General features: G+C 68.7%; 20 protein-coding genes. 7 read left to right on the forward strand and 13 right to left on the reverse strand.

Going from position 1 to position 17,143, the window contains the following annotated elements; translation table 11 throughout:
- Positions 1-49 precede the first annotated feature (49 nt).
- Entirely contained in the window at positions 50-1,159 is a 1,110-nt protein-coding gene (locus tag KJS59_RS16060) for an epoxide hydrolase family protein (RefSeq protein WP_249714277.1), read from the reverse strand.
- Between the two features lie 54 nt (positions 1,160-1,213).
- The gene (locus tag KJS59_RS16065) at positions 1,214-2,149 is read right to left on the reverse strand and encodes an SDR family NAD(P)-dependent oxidoreductase (RefSeq protein ID WP_213453701.1); all 936 of its coding nucleotides are present in this window, start codon (positions 2,147-2,149) and stop codon (positions 1,214-1,216) included.
- Between the two features lie 241 nt (positions 2,150-2,390).
- On the opposite strand from KJS59_RS16065, the gene KJS59_RS16070 reads away from it, so the two are divergent.
- From KJS59_RS16070 to KJS59_RS16090, 5 genes are all read left to right on the forward strand, one after another.
- Complete coding sequence (locus KJS59_RS16070; protein WP_213453702.1) at positions 2,391-2,975, forward strand: isochorismatase family protein; 585 nt, start codon at positions 2,391-2,393, stop codon at positions 2,973-2,975.
- Positions 2,972-3,313, forward strand: coding sequence for an alpha/beta fold hydrolase (locus KJS59_RS16075; RefSeq protein WP_213453703.1), 342 nt, complete (start codon positions 2,972-2,974; stop codon positions 3,311-3,313). The genes KJS59_RS16070 and KJS59_RS16075 overlap by 4 nt, the downstream gene beginning before the upstream one ends.
- Positions 3,310-3,777: a cupin domain-containing protein gene (locus KJS59_RS16080; protein WP_213453704.1), complete on the forward strand. Its 468-nt coding sequence runs from the start codon at positions 3,310-3,312 to the stop codon at positions 3,775-3,777. Before KJS59_RS16075 ends, KJS59_RS16080 begins: the two co-directional genes overlap by 4 nt.
- A gap of 208 nt (positions 3,778-3,985) precedes the next feature.
- On the forward strand, positions 3,986-4,717 hold the full coding sequence (locus tag KJS59_RS16085) for an SDR family oxidoreductase (protein WP_213453705.1): 732 nt from the start codon (positions 3,986-3,988) through the stop codon (positions 4,715-4,717).
- A gap of 38 nt (positions 4,718-4,755) precedes the next feature.
- Positions 4,756-5,361 (forward strand): TetR/AcrR family transcriptional regulator, encoded by a 606-nt coding sequence (locus KJS59_RS16090; RefSeq protein WP_213453706.1) that lies wholly within the window; start codon positions 4,756-4,758, stop codon positions 5,359-5,361.
- Between the two features lie 18 nt (positions 5,362-5,379).
- Here the strand turns inward: KJS59_RS16090 and KJS59_RS16095 are convergent, their stop codons facing one another.
- Positions 5,380-5,709 (reverse strand): putative quinol monooxygenase, encoded by a 330-nt coding sequence (locus tag KJS59_RS16095; protein ID WP_213453707.1) that lies wholly within the window; start codon positions 5,707-5,709, stop codon positions 5,380-5,382.
- A gap of 126 nt (positions 5,710-5,835) precedes the next feature.
- A complete protein-coding gene (locus tag KJS59_RS16100; protein WP_213453708.1) occupies positions 5,836-6,666 on the reverse strand; it encodes a helix-turn-helix transcriptional regulator in 831 nt (276 codons plus the stop codon).
- A gap of 244 nt (positions 6,667-6,910) precedes the next feature.
- On the opposite strand from KJS59_RS16100, the gene KJS59_RS16105 reads away from it, so the two are divergent.
- Positions 6,911-7,774, forward strand: a complete 864-nt coding sequence (locus KJS59_RS16105; protein ID WP_213453709.1) for an SDR family oxidoreductase — start codon at positions 6,911-6,913, stop codon at positions 7,772-7,774.
- A 19-nt stretch (positions 7,775-7,793) separates the two neighbouring features.
- A complete protein-coding gene (locus KJS59_RS16110; RefSeq protein WP_213453710.1) occupies positions 7,794-8,462 on the forward strand; it encodes an SDR family NAD(P)-dependent oxidoreductase in 669 nt (222 codons plus the stop codon).
- A 135-nt stretch (positions 8,463-8,597) separates the two neighbouring features.
- Here the strand turns inward: KJS59_RS16110 and KJS59_RS16115 are convergent, their stop codons facing one another.
- The 9 genes from KJS59_RS16115 to KJS59_RS16155 all read right to left on the reverse strand — a co-directional run bounded on the left by KJS59_RS16115 (position 8,598) and on the right by KJS59_RS16155 (position 17,103).
- Positions 8,598-8,996 (reverse strand): carboxymuconolactone decarboxylase family protein, encoded by a 399-nt coding sequence (locus KJS59_RS16115; protein ID WP_213453711.1) that lies wholly within the window; start codon positions 8,994-8,996, stop codon positions 8,598-8,600.
- Positions 8,997-9,107: 111 nt separating this feature from the next.
- Complete coding sequence (locus KJS59_RS16120; protein ID WP_213453712.1) at positions 9,108-9,650, reverse strand: nuclear transport factor 2 family protein; 543 nt, start codon at positions 9,648-9,650, stop codon at positions 9,108-9,110.
- Between the two features lie 62 nt (positions 9,651-9,712).
- Positions 9,713-10,408 (reverse strand): ABC transporter ATP-binding protein, encoded by a 696-nt coding sequence (locus KJS59_RS16125; protein WP_213453713.1) that lies wholly within the window; start codon positions 10,406-10,408, stop codon positions 9,713-9,715.
- Positions 10,405-11,100 carry an ABC transporter ATP-binding protein gene (locus tag KJS59_RS16130; RefSeq protein WP_213453714.1) on the reverse strand — a complete coding sequence of 232 codons (696 nt, stop codon included), beginning with the start codon at positions 11,098-11,100 and terminating at the stop codon, positions 10,405-10,407. Before KJS59_RS16130 ends, KJS59_RS16125 begins: the two co-directional genes overlap by 4 nt.
- A gap of 20 nt (positions 11,101-11,120) precedes the next feature.
- Positions 11,121-12,092, reverse strand: coding sequence for a branched-chain amino acid ABC transporter permease (locus tag KJS59_RS16135; protein ID WP_213453715.1), 972 nt, complete (start codon positions 12,090-12,092; stop codon positions 11,121-11,123).
- A 98-nt stretch (positions 12,093-12,190) separates the two neighbouring features.
- The gene (locus tag KJS59_RS16140) at positions 12,191-13,042 is read right to left on the reverse strand and encodes a branched-chain amino acid ABC transporter permease (RefSeq protein WP_213453716.1); all 852 of its coding nucleotides are present in this window, start codon (positions 13,040-13,042) and stop codon (positions 12,191-12,193) included.
- 27 nt (positions 13,043-13,069) lie between these two features.
- Positions 13,070-14,329, reverse strand: a complete 1,260-nt coding sequence (locus KJS59_RS16145; protein WP_213453717.1) for an ABC transporter substrate-binding protein — start codon at positions 14,327-14,329, stop codon at positions 13,070-13,072.
- A gap of 157 nt (positions 14,330-14,486) precedes the next feature.
- Positions 14,487-15,971, reverse strand: a complete 1,485-nt coding sequence (locus tag KJS59_RS16150; protein ID WP_213453718.1) for a flavin-containing monooxygenase — start codon at positions 15,969-15,971, stop codon at positions 14,487-14,489.
- A 229-nt stretch (positions 15,972-16,200) separates the two neighbouring features.
- Positions 16,201-17,103, reverse strand: coding sequence for a GlcNAc-transferase family protein (locus KJS59_RS16155; RefSeq protein WP_213453719.1), 903 nt, complete (start codon positions 17,101-17,103; stop codon positions 16,201-16,203).
- Positions 17,104-17,143 lie beyond the last annotated feature (40 nt).

Raw genomic sequence — 17,143 nt, forward strand, 5'->3', positions numbered from 1 at the left:
GGTACGGCGGTCACCGCACCGGCAAAACGCTCGGGTTCAGGGCTCTCCATCAGGCAGAGAGCGCGGCGGCGAACTCGTGGATGTCCCGGGCCAGCACCTCCGGCTCCTCGTGCGGCGCGAAGTGCCCGCCCCGGTCAAAGCGGCTGTAGCGGACAACACGGTAGGTCCGCTCGGCGTACTCCCGCGGCGGCACGGAGATGTCGTACGGGAACGCGGCCACAGCGGTCGCCACGTCGCCCATCGCGGGCCGCGGCGTCGGATGCGCCACGTGGTCGAAGTAGGGCCGGAACGACGTGCCGATCGTGTTGGTGAACCAGTAGAGCGATGCCTGCACCAGGATCTCGTCATCGGTCCATCGAGTGCTTACGTCTCCGCCGCTGTCGCTCCACCCGCGGTACTTCTCAAGGATCCAGGCCAGCAGACCGGCCGGCGAGTCGCTCAGGCCGTACGCCAACGTCAGCGGTCGAGTCTGCTGCTGATGCTCGTAGGCGCCGCCGTCACTGGTCCAGGACTCGATCCCGGACAGGTAGGCTGCCTCGTCCGCCGTGAGGTCGCTGTGGTCGGCGGCCGCCATCACTGCCATCAGATGGATGCCGGCGACCGCCGCCGGGTGGGCGGCCCCGAGACGCGAGGTGATCCCGGCGCCGAGGTCACCCCCGTGCGCGAGGTATCGGTGGTAACCGAGACCGGACATGAGGCGGTGCCAGAGCTCGTACGTCGGAACCGCGGCCGGAGCCCCGGCGGGCTGATCGGAAAAGGTGAATCCGGGCAGAGACGGTACGACGACGTCGTGGCCGAGGCCGGCGAGCCGGTGCGCCAGCGGTATCATCTCGGCGAAGGTGCTCGGCCACCCGTTGGTGAGGATCGTCGGAAGACCCGTCGGCTCCTCCGCCCGCGCGTGGAGGAAGTGCACCCGCTGTCCACCGACCGTCGCGATTCGCTGTGGCTCAGCATTCAGGCGTCGCTCGTGGCTGCGCCAGTCGAATCCGTGGGCCCAGTAGTCGACCAGGCGTGCCAGGACGGCACGGTCGGTTCCCGCCGACCACGCGGGCTCGGGCCACGGCCGGGGCCAACGCGTCGACGACAGGCGACGGCGTAGATCCGCGACGTCGTCCTCCGGCACCGCGATGGCGAACTCGGCAACCTCGAGTTTGCGCACGCTTCCACCTTCTCTGAATGCTCCGGGGATGCCCGAGCGCGGGCGCCGGCGGCACTACTGCCCGAGCACCCGGGACTCGCCGGTAGCGGTCTGGACGAAGTCGCGCACGCGCGCGCGGAAGGCCGGGTCCGCCGCGCCGCCGCGCACGGGCACGACGTGCAGCCGGCGGTCCCGGCGCCGCAGCGCGGGCCCGACGAAGACGCCCTGAACCACATCCCGCGAGGTCGCCGACCAGATCACCGACCGCGCCGCATCGTCCGCCGGCCTGGCGAGCCTGCTCAGGACGACCGCCGCGATCGCCTTGGTCACCACGTTGTCGGCCTGAGCCGCCATCGCGGTCGCAGCGACGCCCGGGTGGGCGATCACCGAACGCACCGGCGAACCAGCCGCCGCCAGCCGCTCGCCGAGGTCGACCGCGTAGGCCGCCGCCGCGATCTTGGAGCCCCGGTAGGCGGCGAGCTGGCGGAACCGTGCCGGGTCGCCGACCGCACCGAGATCGGGCATCGCCTGCGTACGCTGCGAGAAATTGGATCCGACGAGTACCACCCGGGGGTCGGGCCCGGTCAGCTGAGGCAACACCCGCTCGGCAAGCCACGCGGCGCCGACCAGGTTGGTCGCGTAGGTGAGCTCGACCCCGTCGCGGCTCAGGGCGAACCGGGAAGCGCTGATGCCGGCGTTGTTGACCAGCGCGCCCAGGGCCACGCCGTCGCCGGCCAACTCCGCGGCGAAGGCATCGATCGAGCGCAGGTCGGACACATCGAGCGGCCGCGCCTCCACCCTGCCGGAGGACCCGCCGTCGAGGCCGTCGGTGAGCCGCGGGATCAGCGCCGACATCTTCGCCACGTTCCGCACGCCGGCGATCACCGTCGCCCCGGCCCGGACCAGACTTTTGGTCACCTCCAAGCCGACACCACTGCTCGCACCGGTCACGACCACGGTCCGCCCGCCCTGGTCGGCCAGGTCGCCGGTGTCCCACTCGAACTCTCGCACCATTCCTCCATTACGCCGTCCCGAGCGGCTCGGCGATGGTCACATGCCTGTCTTCTTCTTTGTCGGGACGGCACCAGCCTGCGCGGACGCACCGGGCGGCAACCAGGGAAGGGACTTCCCTGGTACGTGCGCCGGGGCAGCCAGGGAAACCTCTTCCCTGCCACGTGGGCGATCGGGGTGCTGCGATGTGACGCAAGGCCACCAACAACGGGGCAGCCACGAGACGACCCGGGGAGTTCTGATGCCACTCAACCTGTTCACGCCCGACGACACCGCGATCCTGCTCATCGACCACCAGATCGGCACGATGAGCTGGGTCCGCTCCACCGAGCACGCCGAGATGCTGGCCAACGCCGTCGCGCTGGCCAAGGCCGCCAAAGCCCTCGACCTTCCGCTCGTCCTGACGACGTCCTTGGAGGACCACGACCAGGGTCCCCTGGCGCCCGAGATCGCCGTCGTCGCCCCCGATGAGTACGCCGCCCGCATTCAGCGCATCGGCGTGGTCAACGCCATGGACGACCCTGCCTTCGCAGCCGCCGTTGCCGCGGCCGGCCGCCGCAACCTGGTCATCGCCGGGGTCACCAACGACGTCTGCACGGTATATCCGACCCTGACCGCGCTCGACCAGGGCTACCAGGTCCAGGTCGTCGCCGACGCCGGCGGATCGATGAGCACCCAGGCAGACGAGGTCGCCCTACGGCGGATGGAGAACGCCGGCGCCGGGATCACCTCCACCAACATGATCCTCACCGAACTCGCCAAGAGCTGGGCCAGCCCCGCCGGCCAGGCCCTGATCCCGGTCGTCGGCGAGTTGATCCCCTCATGACCACCGGCGGTTCCGACCCGCTCCCGGACGGCTTCACCCGCTACTCCGGCACGGCCGCGCTCAAGGCAGGGTTCGCGCACTACCGCACGCTCCTTGACGACGGCCAGGCCAACAGGGCCTGGTACGCGGCCGGTGGCCGCCTCCGCATGCCGACCCTGGCGGTCGGCGGGGAGCATGCCGCCGGCTCCCGCCTGGCCGAGGCCCTGCGCGACGTAGCACCCGGAGTGGCCGCCGGCGTCGTACCCGGTAGCGGTCACTTCGTCGCAGAGGAGAACCCGGAAGCCCTCCTCGCGATCATCACCCCCTTCCTCACGCGCACGACCGGAGCAGGCTCATGAGCATCCCGTACCTGGCCCAGTCCGACCAGCACCAAGCGCTGGAGTGGCTTGACGGCGGCACCCTCTCCCTGCTGCTCGACGGGGCCGCAACCGGCGGCAGCCTCACCGTCGGCCGATTCGCCGTGTCCAAGGACGAGGCGCCACCGTTCCACATGCACACCCGCGAGGACGAGGTGTTCCTCCTCCTGCGGGGCACCGCCCTCGTGTGGGCGGGTGAGGAACAGTTGGAGCTGGCCGAAGGCGGCATCGTCTACCTGCCCCGCAACATCCCGCACGGCTACCGCGTCACCTCGGCCACCGCGGACCTCTTGATGATCTGCACGCCGGCCGGCATCGAGGGCATGTTCCGCCAGGCCGGCCGCGACCGCGCCACCCCGCGCCCCGACGGCTTCGAGATCGACCCGGCCGTCCTGGCGCAGGCCGCCGACGAGTACGGGCAGGTCATCGTCGGGCCGCCACGCTGAACGTTCCACGTGCCGACCGAGGAGACGGGTCGGTGTCGGCTTCCTCGTCGAAGATCCCGAGCACGGCGAACCGGGCGGTCAGATCATCGACCCACTGTGCCGGTGTCAAACGTCTGGCGGGAATCTCTTACCCACAAGTAAATGGACGGTGAGTCCACATCAGTACTTATATGTACGTGGCGTCCACATCAGTCGGAGGGAACCCACCATGACCACCACCCGCACAGCACTCGTCACCGGCGGCTCCGGCGGCATCGGCAGCTCGGTCGTCGAGCGCCTCGCCCGGGACGGCTTCGCCGTCGCCATCCACTACGCCGGCAACGCCGACCGCGCCGAGAAGCTCGCCGCGACGGTCCGTGAGCACGGCGGCCGGGCGATCACGGTCGGCGGTGACATCGCCGACGAGGTCGCGATGGCCGCGGCGTTCGACCGCATCGACGCCGAACTCGGCGGGGTCGACGTCGTCGTCAACACCGCCGGGATCATGCTGCTCTCGCCGATCGCGACCCTCGACCTCGCCGACCTCGATCGGATGCACCGCACGAACATCCGCGGCACGTTCGTCGTCTCCCAGCTGGCGGCCAACCGCGTACGTACCGGCGGGGCGATCATCAACTTCTCCACCTCGGTGACCCGCACTCAGCTACCGGCCTACGGCGCGTACGTCGCCTCGAAGGCCGCGGTCGAGGGGATCACCCTGATCCTGGCCCGCGAGCTGCGCGGCCGTGACATCACGGTCAACGCCGTCGCCCCCGGCCCGACCGCGACGCCCCTGTTCCTCGACGGGAAGAGCGAGGAGCTGGTCGCCCGGATCGCCTCGACGAACCCGATGGACCGCCTCGGCACGCCCTCGGACATCACCGAGACCGTCGCCTTCCTCGCCGGTCCGGCCCGCTGGGTCAACGGCCAGGTGGTGTTCACCAACGGCGGCATGGCCTGACCCTAGACTCGGCCCCGCACCAGCCGGAGGGAGCAGCTGTGACAGAGCCCGAAGCGCTTCCCGAGCGCCACGGCCGGGGCCGCCGGCCCGCCGACGAGGTCCGGGCTGACGTGCTCAAGACGGTCGGAGCGCTGCTCCTCAAGGAAGGCAGCGCCGACCTCACCTTCGAGCGCGTCGCCCGACACGCCGGCGTCAGCAAGACCACGCTCTACAAGTGGTGGCCGTCGAAGGGCGCCCTTGCCCTCGACGGCTACTTCCACGCCGTCCAGCCCGCCCTTGCCTTCCACGACACCGGCGACATCCGCGCCGACCTGGTCGACCAGCTCCGCGCGTTCGCCTACATCATGATCGCGGCGCCCGGCGGGCAGGCGCTCCTGGAACTGATCGGCCAGTCCCAGACCGACCCCGACCTCGCCACCGCGCTGCGTACGCTCTACACCTCCGAGCGCCGCCGCCTCGCCGGCGAACGCCTCACGGTTGCCCAGGAGGCGGGCCAGATCCGTGCCGACGTCGACGTCCAGGTGCTGGTCGACCAACTGTGGGGCGCGACGTACTACCGCCTGCTCGTCCCGGACGAGCCCGTCACCGACGACTTCCTCGTCGCCCTCGTCAACAACCTCCTCGACGGCATCGCGCCACGGTGACGGCCCGGCGGGCGGCTGCTATCGCGGCGGACGGAACGGGTGCAGGAACCTGACACCGTCCTCGATCGTGCCCTCCATGAGCTCCAGGAGTCGCGGGACGAGTTCGGTCATTCGCGGTGCGTTCAGGTGGCGGTGCAGCGCTTCGCGGGTCTCCCAGCGTTCGAGGATGACGAAGGTACCCGGCTCGCCCTCCACCTCGTGCGCCTCGTACTCGATGTTGCCCGGGTCATTGCGGGACGGACTGATGCCACGCGTCAGGAATGCCTTCATCTCGGCCTCCTGCCCGGGCTTGGACCGGGCCTCCCAGATCAGAGTGACGTAGCCGTCCGGCGTCGCCTTGTCGCTCATCACGCTTCCTTCCGTCTTTGTCGGGACGGAACCAGCCTGTGGGTACGCGCCGGCGGCAACCAGGTAAGTGTCTTCCCTGCCAGGCGCGTCGACGGCGGCGACCGTACTCGTACCGGTTGCTTCCGGTCAGGTCGCGGTACGCAGGCGCTCGAGTTTCTCCGCGGCGTCGCTCCCGGCCGCCGCGGTAAGGACGACGACCCTCAGGTCGGAGTCGGGGACGGTCAGCATGTCACTGTCGACGGTGACATCGCCGACGTCCGGGTGGTGAACCGTCAGTACCAGGCTCTGGTGTGCCGCCACGATTCCCTCGGCCCACAGTTCGACGAATCGTGGGCTCTCATTGCGGAGCGTCTCAAGCAGGGCCGCGAAGCCCGGATCGTCAACCGCGTACGACGCCGTGCGACGCAGGTCCGCCACGATCGCCCGCTCGAACATGTCGGCGCCGACCTCGGGATACGCGACGACCATCGACGTCTTGTTCACGAACATGTCGACCGCGAGGTTCTGCCCCGGGACCTCCATCGGCGACGGCCTGAGGAACAGCCTGTCGTGCAACGGCGTCGCCGCCAGCATCGTCCAGTCCGCCGCGAACACCGCCAGCGGCAGGTCGGCCAACCGCGCCAACATGCGCTGCACGCCCGGCGGAATGTGGTGGGAGATTCCTCCGGGGCAGGGCGTCGCCAGGCCGGCCGCCCGATAGAGCAGATCGGCCTCCGTGCGGTCGAGTTGGAGAGCTCGCGCCAGGGAAGCGACAACCTGGGGCGATGGGGTCTGCCATCGCCCCTGCTCCAACCGGGTGATGTAGTCCGAACTCACGCCGGCCAGTTGTGCCAGCTCCTCCCGGCGCAGCCCCTTGGTGCGGCGGCGCCCATACGAGAGCAGCCCGACATCCGACGGGACCAGCCGCTCCCGCCACACCCGGATCAGACCGGCGAGCGAGTGGACGTCTGAGGACACCGCGCCATTGTATGGGGCCGTGAGCTTCGGCAGCCGTGGCGTTCACTACGGCATCGCCGTCGGACGGCCGTTGAGCGGCACCGGTCAAGGGGCGGCACGGAAACCTGCCGGGCCCGATCGTCGACGGCCTCCAGACTGGTACGAGCCTTACTAGGAAGTTCCTGGCCTGTGCACGCGCGCTCCGACGCAACACGCTGAAGTGGTCAGGCCCGGCTCGCGGGCCCCCGGATCAAAGGCGGCCGTCATGAACGCGTCCACCATCCTCGTGACCGGCGCGACCGGCACTGTCGGTTCCGCGCTCGTCCCGGCCCTGCAAGCGCGGGGCGTCAACGTACGCGCCATGGTCCGCGACCCCACACGACCCGTTCCCGGCGTGGAGAACGTCGTGGCCGATCTCACCGACGCCGACTCGATCACCGCCGCGCTCACCGGTGTCGACGCCGTATTCCTCAACAGCCCCTCGGCCGAGGCCGCTGCCCGGCTCCAGATCCGCTTCGCCGACCTCGCCCGCGACGCGGGCATCGACCGGCTCGTCCTGCTCTCCCAGTACGCCGCCGACCTCGACTCACCGGTGCGGTTCCTGCGCTGGCACGCCCGGGTCGAGGCACACGTCCGGCGGCTCGGCATCAACCACACGATCCTGCGACCCAACCTGTACATGCAGGCCCTCGTCGGCTTCGCCGAAACCATCGCGCAGGGCTGGTTCGCCGCACCGATCGGGAACGCCGCTGTCAGCATCATCGATACCCGTGACATCGCGGCGGCTGCCGCCGCCACGCTCAGCGACCCGGCGACCGCCGGCCGCACCTACACCCTGACCGGCCCACGGGCGGTCACCCACACCCAGATCGCGCAAGCGCTCTCGCAGGCGACCGGCCAGCCGGTCACCTTCCAGGACGTGCCGGCCGAGCAGTTCGCCCAGGCGCTGCGCGGTGTCCTGCCGCCCTGGCAGCTCGACGGGCTGGTTGAGGACTACGCCCACTACGCCCGCGGCGAGGCCAGCGAGGTGCACACCTCCGTCACCGATCTGACCGGACGCCTCCCGCGCGACATCACCACCTTCGCCGCCGACCACGCCGGGCTCTTCGCCGCCCGCGCCAACGCGTGACCGAGGAGAAGACGAGCACATGGAAATCAAGGATCAGACTGTCCTGGTGACCGGGGCGAACCGCGGGCTCGGCCGGCACTTTGTCACCGAGCTGCTGGACCGGGGAGCGGCGAAGGTGTACGCGACCGCCCGGAACCCTGAGCCGGTCGACGTGCCGGAGGCGGTGCCGCTGCGCCTGGACGTGACCGACGACGCGTCGGTACAGGCGGCCGCAGCGGCGGCGGGCGACGTGACCCTGCTGATCAACAACGCCGGGGTCGCGACGCTCAGCTCGTTCATCGGCAGCGACCTCGCGAACGCGCGGCACGAGATGGAGGTGAACTTCTGGGGCAGCCTGCGCACGGTGCGGGCCTTCGCGCCCATCCTCAACCGCAACCGTGGCGGAGCCATCCTCAATGTCCTCTCGCAGAGCGCGTTTCGGGCGTTCGGGTTCGCCGATACCTACGGGGCGGCGAAGGCGGCCGCGTGGCAGCTGACCAACGGCGTCCGGCTGGAGCTGGCCGGGCAGGGCACGCAGGTCACCGCCCTGGCCATGGCGCTGGTGGACACGGACATGTCCGCCTGGGCGAAGCGCGAGCAGGGGTGGTCGCTGGCCGATCCGGCCGACGTGGTCCGGGCTGCGCTTGACACCAGACCGTCCGCGTGCTGCTGGACGTCGCGTTGCTCGGCCGGGAGCCGACCGGCGTGACGGTGCTGGAGAACCTCCGGGTCTGCTTGACGCGGTCTTTGCCGCCGAACTCGCCGCCTTCGGTGGCCAGAGCCCTGAACTGGCATCGCGCTACCACCGGTCCTGATCCCCAGCGTTGTTCCTGACGGAACGGCGTCACTCGTCGAGGACCTCGATCTCCCTGAGGACGCGCTCGGCGATCCTGAAGGACTCAAGTGCGGCCGGCGCGCCGCAATACGCCGCGGTCTGCAACAGCGCGCCCTTGATCTCGTCGACCGTGCAGCCGTTCGCCACCGCACCGCGAACGTGGACCCCGAACTCATGCATCCTGTTGAGCGCGGTCAGCATGACCAGGTTCAGCAGACTGCGCGTCCGACGGTCGATGTCGCCGCGGGACCAGATGTCACCCCAGCAGGTCTCGGTCACGTACGTCTGCACGGGGCTGGAGAACTCGCTGACGTTCTTCAGAGATCGATCGACGTGATCCGTGCCCAGTACCTGTCGTCGGATCTGAAGACCTGCGGCGAACCTCTCGCTGGTGCTGTCAATAGCCATGCTGAGCTCCCTCGGTTGCTTCAGGCTGGTACTCCGCCGCGGTGACTGGCGCATCCCAGCGGCGCACGACGTCAACGGGCGACCGCCCCCGATTTTCATCCGGCACGGGCATCACGACTGAGTCATCGGGGACTCCTGGACGCGGCGGTCGACATAGCGCTCATCCTGGTACGGCCAGGGCCCGGACATGTCGGCGGCGGTGGGGTACCAGCCGTGGAAGACCTCCTTGGATTCGGCGAAGAAGGAGGTGATCCGGCGCTCGATGAGCCACCCGGCGCCGGCCCTGACGTAGGCCACGTCGTAGGCACCCGAACTGTTGCGGATCGAGACGCTCCCGTCCACGATCCCGATGGCCCGGTACTGGAAGTGGACGCGGCACGACGCCGTATCTCCGTCGATGTCAAACCGGGGCGTCATCATGTAGTGGATCCCGTGCCATGGCTGCTCGTTGCAGAACTTTGCGAGGTTGTCACGACCCGCGATGAAGTTGCCCGCCTGGCCGTCCATTACACGCGCTTGGTAGATGCCTTCCTCGGTGAAGAGGTTCGCCCACTCCTCCCCGTGCCGTCCGTCGTAGGTGGGCGCGTAAGAGCCTTCGATCCGCATTAATGCCAGCGTGTCGACCGTGAGATCAGATACCGCTTCTTGCGTCACCTCTGCGTTCCTTCCTGATAGACGATGTTGGTGATTGCGTGCGCGCGATTCGGCAACCGTGGTCAGACACCCACGGTGCTCCTGAGTTCTTCCATCGACTCGCCCGTCACCGCTCCCGCCCGCACGACCTCACCCTTGACCAAGGCCACGTAGCGGCTCGCCAGACGCGAAACGAGCCTCAGGTTCTGCTCGATCAGGAAGAGCGCCGTCCCTGTCTCACCGATCGAGGCCAGCGCGTCGATGACCTCGTCGATCGCCACCGGGGACAGGCCCTCCGTCGGCTCGTCCAGCACAAGCACCCGGGGGTTGGACATCAATGCCCGGCCGATGGCGAGCATCTGCTGCTGTCCGCCGCTGAGCGCATGACCGTTGTAGCGCGCCCGCTCGGCGAGGATGGGGAAGAGCGCGTAGACGGACCGCAGGTTCCACGAGCCCGGCCGCGCGTGTGCGGCGCCGAGGAGGAGGTTCTCCTCGACCGTCAGGTTGGAGAGAATGCGCCGACCCTGGGGACAGAGCGCGATGCCGGCACGGGACGCGTGGTAGGCACGCGTGAGCTTGAGCGGCTCACCGCCGACGAAAATCGACCCCTCGACGCGAGGGATCCCGTACAACGCCATCGCGAGCGTCGACTTGCCGGCCCCGTTCCGTCCCACGAGGGCAACCGCTTCGCCGCTCTCGATGGACAAGGAGACGTCTCGGAGGACCTGGGCCGGCCCGTAGAAGGCTGATACCGCGTCAAGGGTGAGGACCGCGCTCATCCTTCCCTCCCCAGATAGGCGTCTCGCACACCGTTGTCCTGCCGCACCTCTGCGGGGGACCCGGACATCAGGACCCGGCCCAGGTTGAGAACCGTGATGTCATCGCAGACTTCGAACACCGCGTCCACGTCGTGCTCGATGTAGAGCACCGCCATGTCACGCTCCCGGGCCAGCTGCCGGATGAAGCGTGCCAGCTCCAGGCTCTGCGAGCGGGACAGTCCCGCCCCCGGCTCGTCCGCCAGGAGCACCGCCGGCCCGCCTACGAGCGCCATGCCGATGTCGACCCGCCGTTGGTCGCCGTACGAGACCTGTCCGCACTTGCGGTCAAGCAGCGGCCCCAGCCCCAGGGCGTCGATGAGTTCGTCGACGCTCTCGTCGCGCAGCGTGCGGGCGACCAGCTCGAAGTGAGCGCGGACGGTGAGGTCGGGAAAGACGCTGGTGCGCTGGAAGGACCGCGCGATGCCGTGGCGGCGGCGCCAGGTGACCGAACGGCCGGCCACGTTTTCTCCGTCGAATACAATCGATGCCTTGCCGCCGCGCCGGCGGCCGGAGACCACGTCGACGAACGTCGACTTGCCGGCACCGTTCGGCCCGATCACCCCGTGGACGCGACCGCGTTGGAGGTCCAGCCCTACGTCTTCGAGCGCCGTCACACCCTTGAACCGGACCGTGACGTCGCGAACCGTGAGCACCAACTGCTTCCCCTCCGCCCTCAGCTCGTCCTGACTAGGTCCACCGGTGGTTGACGGCGTTCTCGGCGTCTAACCCACTGCGCCTGCAACGATCCGACCACTCCCGCCTTGGCGAAGACCATGACGACGATGACCGCGACGCCGACGTACAGCTGCCACTCGTTCCGGCCACCGGAAACCAGCATCGCGTTGCCGACGGTGTAGATGAGCGCACCCCACAGCGGCCCGGTCGCCGTCCAGCAGCCACCGATGAAGGACACAATCAAGGCATTGCCCGATGTGGTCCAGGCAAGGACATCGAGGGACAGGAAGGAGTTGTAGAGCGCGAAGAGCACACCCGCGATGCCGGCGACCAGCGCTGAGACGACGTACGCGACCAAGACGGGAAGGTAGGTGTTGGAGCCGTTGAACCGAACCCGCTCCTCGTTCTCGCGGATCGCCTCCAGGAGCTTCCCGAAGCGGGAGCGTCCGATGAGACCCAGGGCGAGCAGGACCACCGTCACCACCGCCCAACAGATGGTCCACATGGTGGTCGGGTTGGAGAAGTCCCGGACGGTGAGGCCGAGCAGCGTGCCGTTCATGCGCACCGGCAACCCGTCGTCGCCGCCGGTCACCGAGCGGGTCTGAGTGAGCCCGGCGAGCGTGAAGACGAACTGTCCAAAGGCGAGAGTGAGCATGGTGAAGGCGATGCCGCGGGACCGCACGAGGAGGCTCCCCACGGCGAGCGCGACGGCAACCACCCCGCCGAGGGCCAGCAACAGCGCGGGAACGATGTCGAGACCCCCATGCGTGCTGAACGCTCCGAAGGCGTACGCCGCGCCACCGAAATAGAGCGCGTGCCCCAGGCTGACCATGCCGAGACGCCGGATCAGGAATGCCACGCCCAAGCCGAAGATGCCCAGGATGGCGGCGTTCACGACAAGATGACGCTGGTATGGACCGGTCACGACCAGCGGAACGAGAAAGCCGATCGCGACCAGACCGACCTTCACCACCCACATCGGCCGAAGGCGCGGCCCACCCGGCCGGCGGTTACCGCTCCCCACGTCCGCCTTGATACGCCGCTCCATCGAGTCCTCCGACGTCAAGGTCATGTCTCGATCCTTCCTGCGATGCCACGCGGATGGACGATCAACACGACGATCATCACCACGTACGGGGTGAGCGCGGACCAGCCGGGGAGATTCACGTCGCCGGTCACCTGGATGAGGCCGAGCGCGATGGCCGCGATCGCCGCTCCGCCGATGCTGCCCAGGCCGCCGACGGTCGTGACGATCAGCGCGATGACCAGGATCCTCGCGCCCATGTCGATGCTCACCGTGGCATAGGGAGCGACCAGTACCCCGGCCACGCCCGCCAGGCCGAAGCTCACCGCCGCGACGACGGCGTTGAGCCGGTCGGTGTCGACTCCGGCGACCGCGGTCATCCGCAGGTCGCGGCTCGCCGCCCGGACATGGAGGCCCATCTTCGAATAGCGCAGCCAGGAGGCGATACCGATCGCCACGGCAAGACTGAAGACGATGACGAACAGCCGGTACGACGGGTAGGGGTCACCCAGCACGCTGACGGACCCGTTGAAGGGTGCCGGTGCGTCCAGCGCCCTGGGCTGCGTCCCCCACACCATGACGACGATGTTCTCGACAACCAGCGCACCGCCGTAGGTGATGATGGCCAACTCGATCGGATCTCGGCTCCGCAGGAACCTGAACGCGCCCCTGTCCACCAGGTAGCCGACCAGCGCCAGCACGGCCGGGACCGTCACCAACGCGAGCCAGAATGAGACCGCCGAGCTCAGCGAGTAGGCGGTGTAGGCGCTGAACATGTAGAGCGCACCGTGACCGAAGTTGAAAACGCCACCGAGCCCGAAGATCATCGCAAGGCCGAGTGCGAGGATAAGCAGCAGCGAGCCATAGGCGAGCGCGTTCAGGAGCTGAATTGCCATTGAGTGACCCTCGCTTGCTAGAAGCCGCTACATCTTGCACTCGGCTGACACGGGCGTGGCGACGTTGTCCTTGTTGACCGCGGTGGTGTTGCCCCACTTGATCCCGCCGGTGGCCTCGTCGCGAACGATCTGACCGAACCAGTTCTCGCGCTGGATCTGGTGGTCCTCCGCCCGCAGCTCGACGTTGCCCATGATCGTGTCGGTGCGGAAACCGGTCAGCTGCTTCGCCAGCGCCGCCGGTTTGGTGGAGTCCGTCTCGGCGACGGCGGCCAGCAGCATCTCCAGCGCGACGAACGTGTTCGCCTCGATGTAGAACGGCTCGCGCCCGAACTCCTTCGTGAACGCCTCGACGAACTTCTTGTTGCGCTCGTTGTCGAGGGCGGGATCGTAGCCCGGCACGCCGTAGAGCCCGAGGCCGGCGTCACCGATGGCGTCGAAGACCAGCACGTCGAAACTGTTGACGCCCACGATAGCGTCGAATCGGTCGAGGACCCCATACTGGCTCGCCTGCTTGAAGAAGGTGATGGCGTCGGCGCCGGCGACCCCGGTGAACAGTCCCTTGGTCCCCTCGCCGAGCAGCTTTGAAATGTAGGAGCCGTAGTCGGCATGGGTGAGCGGCGGGAAGTGTCCCGGCGCGACCGTGGTGCCGGGCTGGCCCTCGACGAGCCGTTTGAACGCGTCATACGCGTCGTGACCGAACGCGTAGTCCGAGCACAACGCGCTCCAGCTCGTGATGCCCAGGCCCCGCACGCCGTCGGCGAGCGTGTTCAGGTTCATGCTCACGCTGGGCACCGTGCGGAAGTAGAGCGGATTGCAGGTGGCACCGGTGAGACCGTCGGCCTGCGCGTCCGGATCGATGAACAGCAGCCCCAGGCGGTCGAGCGACTGCTGAATGGCCGCGGACTGGGCCGACGAGAAGTAGCCGGTCAGAATCTCGAACCCGTCCTGGCGCACCGCGCTCTCGACCGCGCGGATGGCGTCGGCCGTCTCCCCGTTGTTCGGATAGATCTTGAGCTCGATCTTGCGCCCGTTGGCGCCGCCGGCGTCGTTGAGGTACTTGGCGGCGAAGGGCGCCAGATCCAGGACCGCACGCCCGTAGATCGCCAGCGCACCGGACGTCGCCGAGGTGACCGCGATCCGGATCGGGTCTCCGTCGGAGCCTGACCCGCCGTCGTCGCTGCCGCACGCGGACAGCAGGCCGGGAAGAGCCATCATCCCGAGTACGCCCGCGGATCCCTTGATAATCTGCCGGCGCGAGAGCTGCGGACGGGGTAATTGAGGGTTCATTGCTACTCCTGGTTCCCCTCGACGCCGCCGTCGAGGGCACTACTGGGCATGATTGGTTTCTTCGGTTCCGCGGGTGCGACTCGTGGACCGCCGCCTTTTCCCCTTGGCGGCGCTGCCCGTCACTCGCGGTTCGCGACCCGAGGCCGCCAGCTCACGGCTACCGTCGGCCAGCCGGAAGCGAGAAGGTGATTCCTCGGCTGCGCCACAGCTTCGTCATGACGAAGTACCGCAGATGGGTGCCGGGCCACTGGGTCGCGTTCGCGCCCGATCCCGAGTGGTAGTAGTTGGTGCAACCGGCCTCCATCGCGCTGGCGTCGGTCGCGAGTTTCTGGTCGACCCACCGGATCCACCGGTCCAGCGCCTCGGCACTCGTGTCGACGCTCGTGGCGCCCCGCTGCACGAGCTTCTTCAGGGCCCAGACCATGACCTCGGCCTGCCGCTCCTGCTGCGCGAGGATCGATCCCCCGCCGTTCGTGTTCGGGCCGTAGATGAGGAACAGGTTGGGAAATCTCGGCACCGTCACGCCCAGGTAGGCGCGCGGGCGGTCTCCCCAGTAGTCGTGCAGTTTCACGCCGCCACGGCCGACCACCTCGACGGTGTCCAGGTAGTCGGTGGTGCGGAAGCCGGTGCTCATCACCAGCACGTCGACCTCGTGCTCGGCGCCGGTCGCATCGACAACGCCGTTGCTCGTCGCCCTGACGACGGGGGCAGCGACGAGCGTGACGTTGGCACGCATCAGCGCCGGATAGAAACTGTCGCTGAGGACCGGCCGCTTGCATCCCCACGGGTAGTTCGGAGTGACCTTCGCGGCGAGCTGCTCGTCCGGGATGGTTGCCCGGATGAAGTCCACGGACTTGGCCCGGGTCTTCGCCTGCGCGCGGGAGGCGGCGTTGAAGCTGCCAAAGCGTTTGTAGTAGTCGTAGAAGATCTTCAGCCGATGCGCCTTGGCCGCGATGGGCAGGTGGTAGAGCCGGCGCTCGAACGACGAGAAGTCCCGGTCGTTCTTGGCGTTGATCCACCCGGGTTCACGCTGGAAGACATAGACATGCTCGGCGATTTTGGCGACTTCGGGAACCACCTGGGCAGCGGTCGACCCCGTCCCGACCACCGCCACCCGCTTGCCACGGAGATCCACCGAGTGATCCCAGCGCGCCGTGTGGAACACCGGGCCTTGGAACGAGTCCAGCCCGGGCCAGTCGGGATACTTCGGGACGCTGAGGAAGCCCACGGCGGTGACCACGATGTCGTACTCGGCGCTCGCCCCGTCGCTGGTGTGCACCAGGTAGGTGGCGGTGTCGTCCCGCCACTCGACGAGGTCGACCGCGGTGCCGAACGTGAAGTGCGGGCGCAGGTCGAAGCGATCCAGGATCGCCTCCGTGTAGGCCACGAGCTCGGGCTGCCGGGCGTGGGTGCGGGTCCAGTCCCAGCCCATGAACGAGAACGAGTAGCTGTGGGACGGGATGTCCACCTCGCAGCCCGGGTACGTGTTGACACGCCACGTGCCGCCGGCGCCCTCTTCCTTCTCGTAGATCCGGATGTTGGTGAAACCAGCCATCTTCAGCTTCACCGCCGACCCGATGCCGCCGAAGCCCCCACCGACGATAGCGATGCGAACCTCGTCGCGGCGCCGGTCGCCGGTCATCGGACGCACCGCCCGGCGGGCCATGCCTTGCGATCGATGTCGTGCGGCTGGTTCTCGCAGCCTCCTACCGGCATTGAGCCCGTCCCTTCCAGCGTCGAAGGCCAGTCACTTACCCCCGGAACGAGTGCTGACGGTGGTTGGTGCACGCCGAACTCTCTCGGCATATCGTATGACAGTCGGACCGTCTGTCAATAGCACCAACCGACGTGGGAGGGCGAGGGCGGCCAGGTCACCGGTCGGCGGTCCACTCCGGCGTGGCGGTGCCCCTGCGAAAGTCCAGCCCCGCGTACCGCTCGTACGCCGCCGCCGGCCGGACCGGCCCCATGGCCAGCCGGCCGACCGACGGGTACCTGAGCATGGTCAACGCTCGGCGCCGGCTGGCCCGGTCCAGGCTGGGCCAGTTCTGGGCGCCCGAGCCACCGGAATGATCGGTCCAGTGCCGGGGCCGTTCCTGCCGGACATAGAAGTGCCACGAGAGCACCCTGACCGGGTGAAAGAGGTCGTAGCCCCAGGTGTACGCGCGAGCCGAGACGGTGATCTCCTCGCCGTGGAAGTAGAGGTTCGGGTCGTACGGGACCTCCCGCGCGAACGAGCCGGGCGCGAAGAGGAATCCGCCGGCCACGAACCGTGCCGGAACCGGTCGCGTGCGGGTGGCCCAGTCGGCGATGGCGCGCTGGCCGAACACCGGCAGCCCGTCGTCGGAATGCCGCTCCACGAGCAGTTCGGTCGGCTCGCCCTCGCCGGTGAACTCGGTGGCCGGGTCGTAGGCCGGTGGATAGCAGCTCAGGATCGGCTTCTCGACGCCCGTGCGGCCGGCCATGTCGATCAGCTGGGCGTCCCAGTCCGCGGCGAACCGGGTGTGGCTGTCGACCTGGAGGAACCAGTCCTCACCCGCGTACTCCCGCATGATCTCGGCCCGCGCCCAGCACGCGCCGCGGCTGCGCCGGGCATCGACGTCGAGCAGGCGTACCCGAGGGTCGGCGGCGATGGCCGACGTATCTTCGTCGCCCAGATGCTGCCAGCAGACCACGATCCGCAGTTCGCCCGGTCGCCGGGCCTTGGCGAGGCAGTCCAGCACGGTCGGGACCAGCTCGGAATCGCGGTACGCCGCGACCGACACGAAGACCGTCATGGGGTTCCTCCCTCCCGCGAGCGCGCGCCGTCGCCAGGGG

Origin of the sequence: Rhizomonospora bruguierae, assembly GCF_018397995.1 — a bacterium.
GTDB lineage: Bacteria > Actinomycetota > Actinomycetes > Mycobacteriales > Micromonosporaceae > Rhizomonospora > Rhizomonospora bruguierae.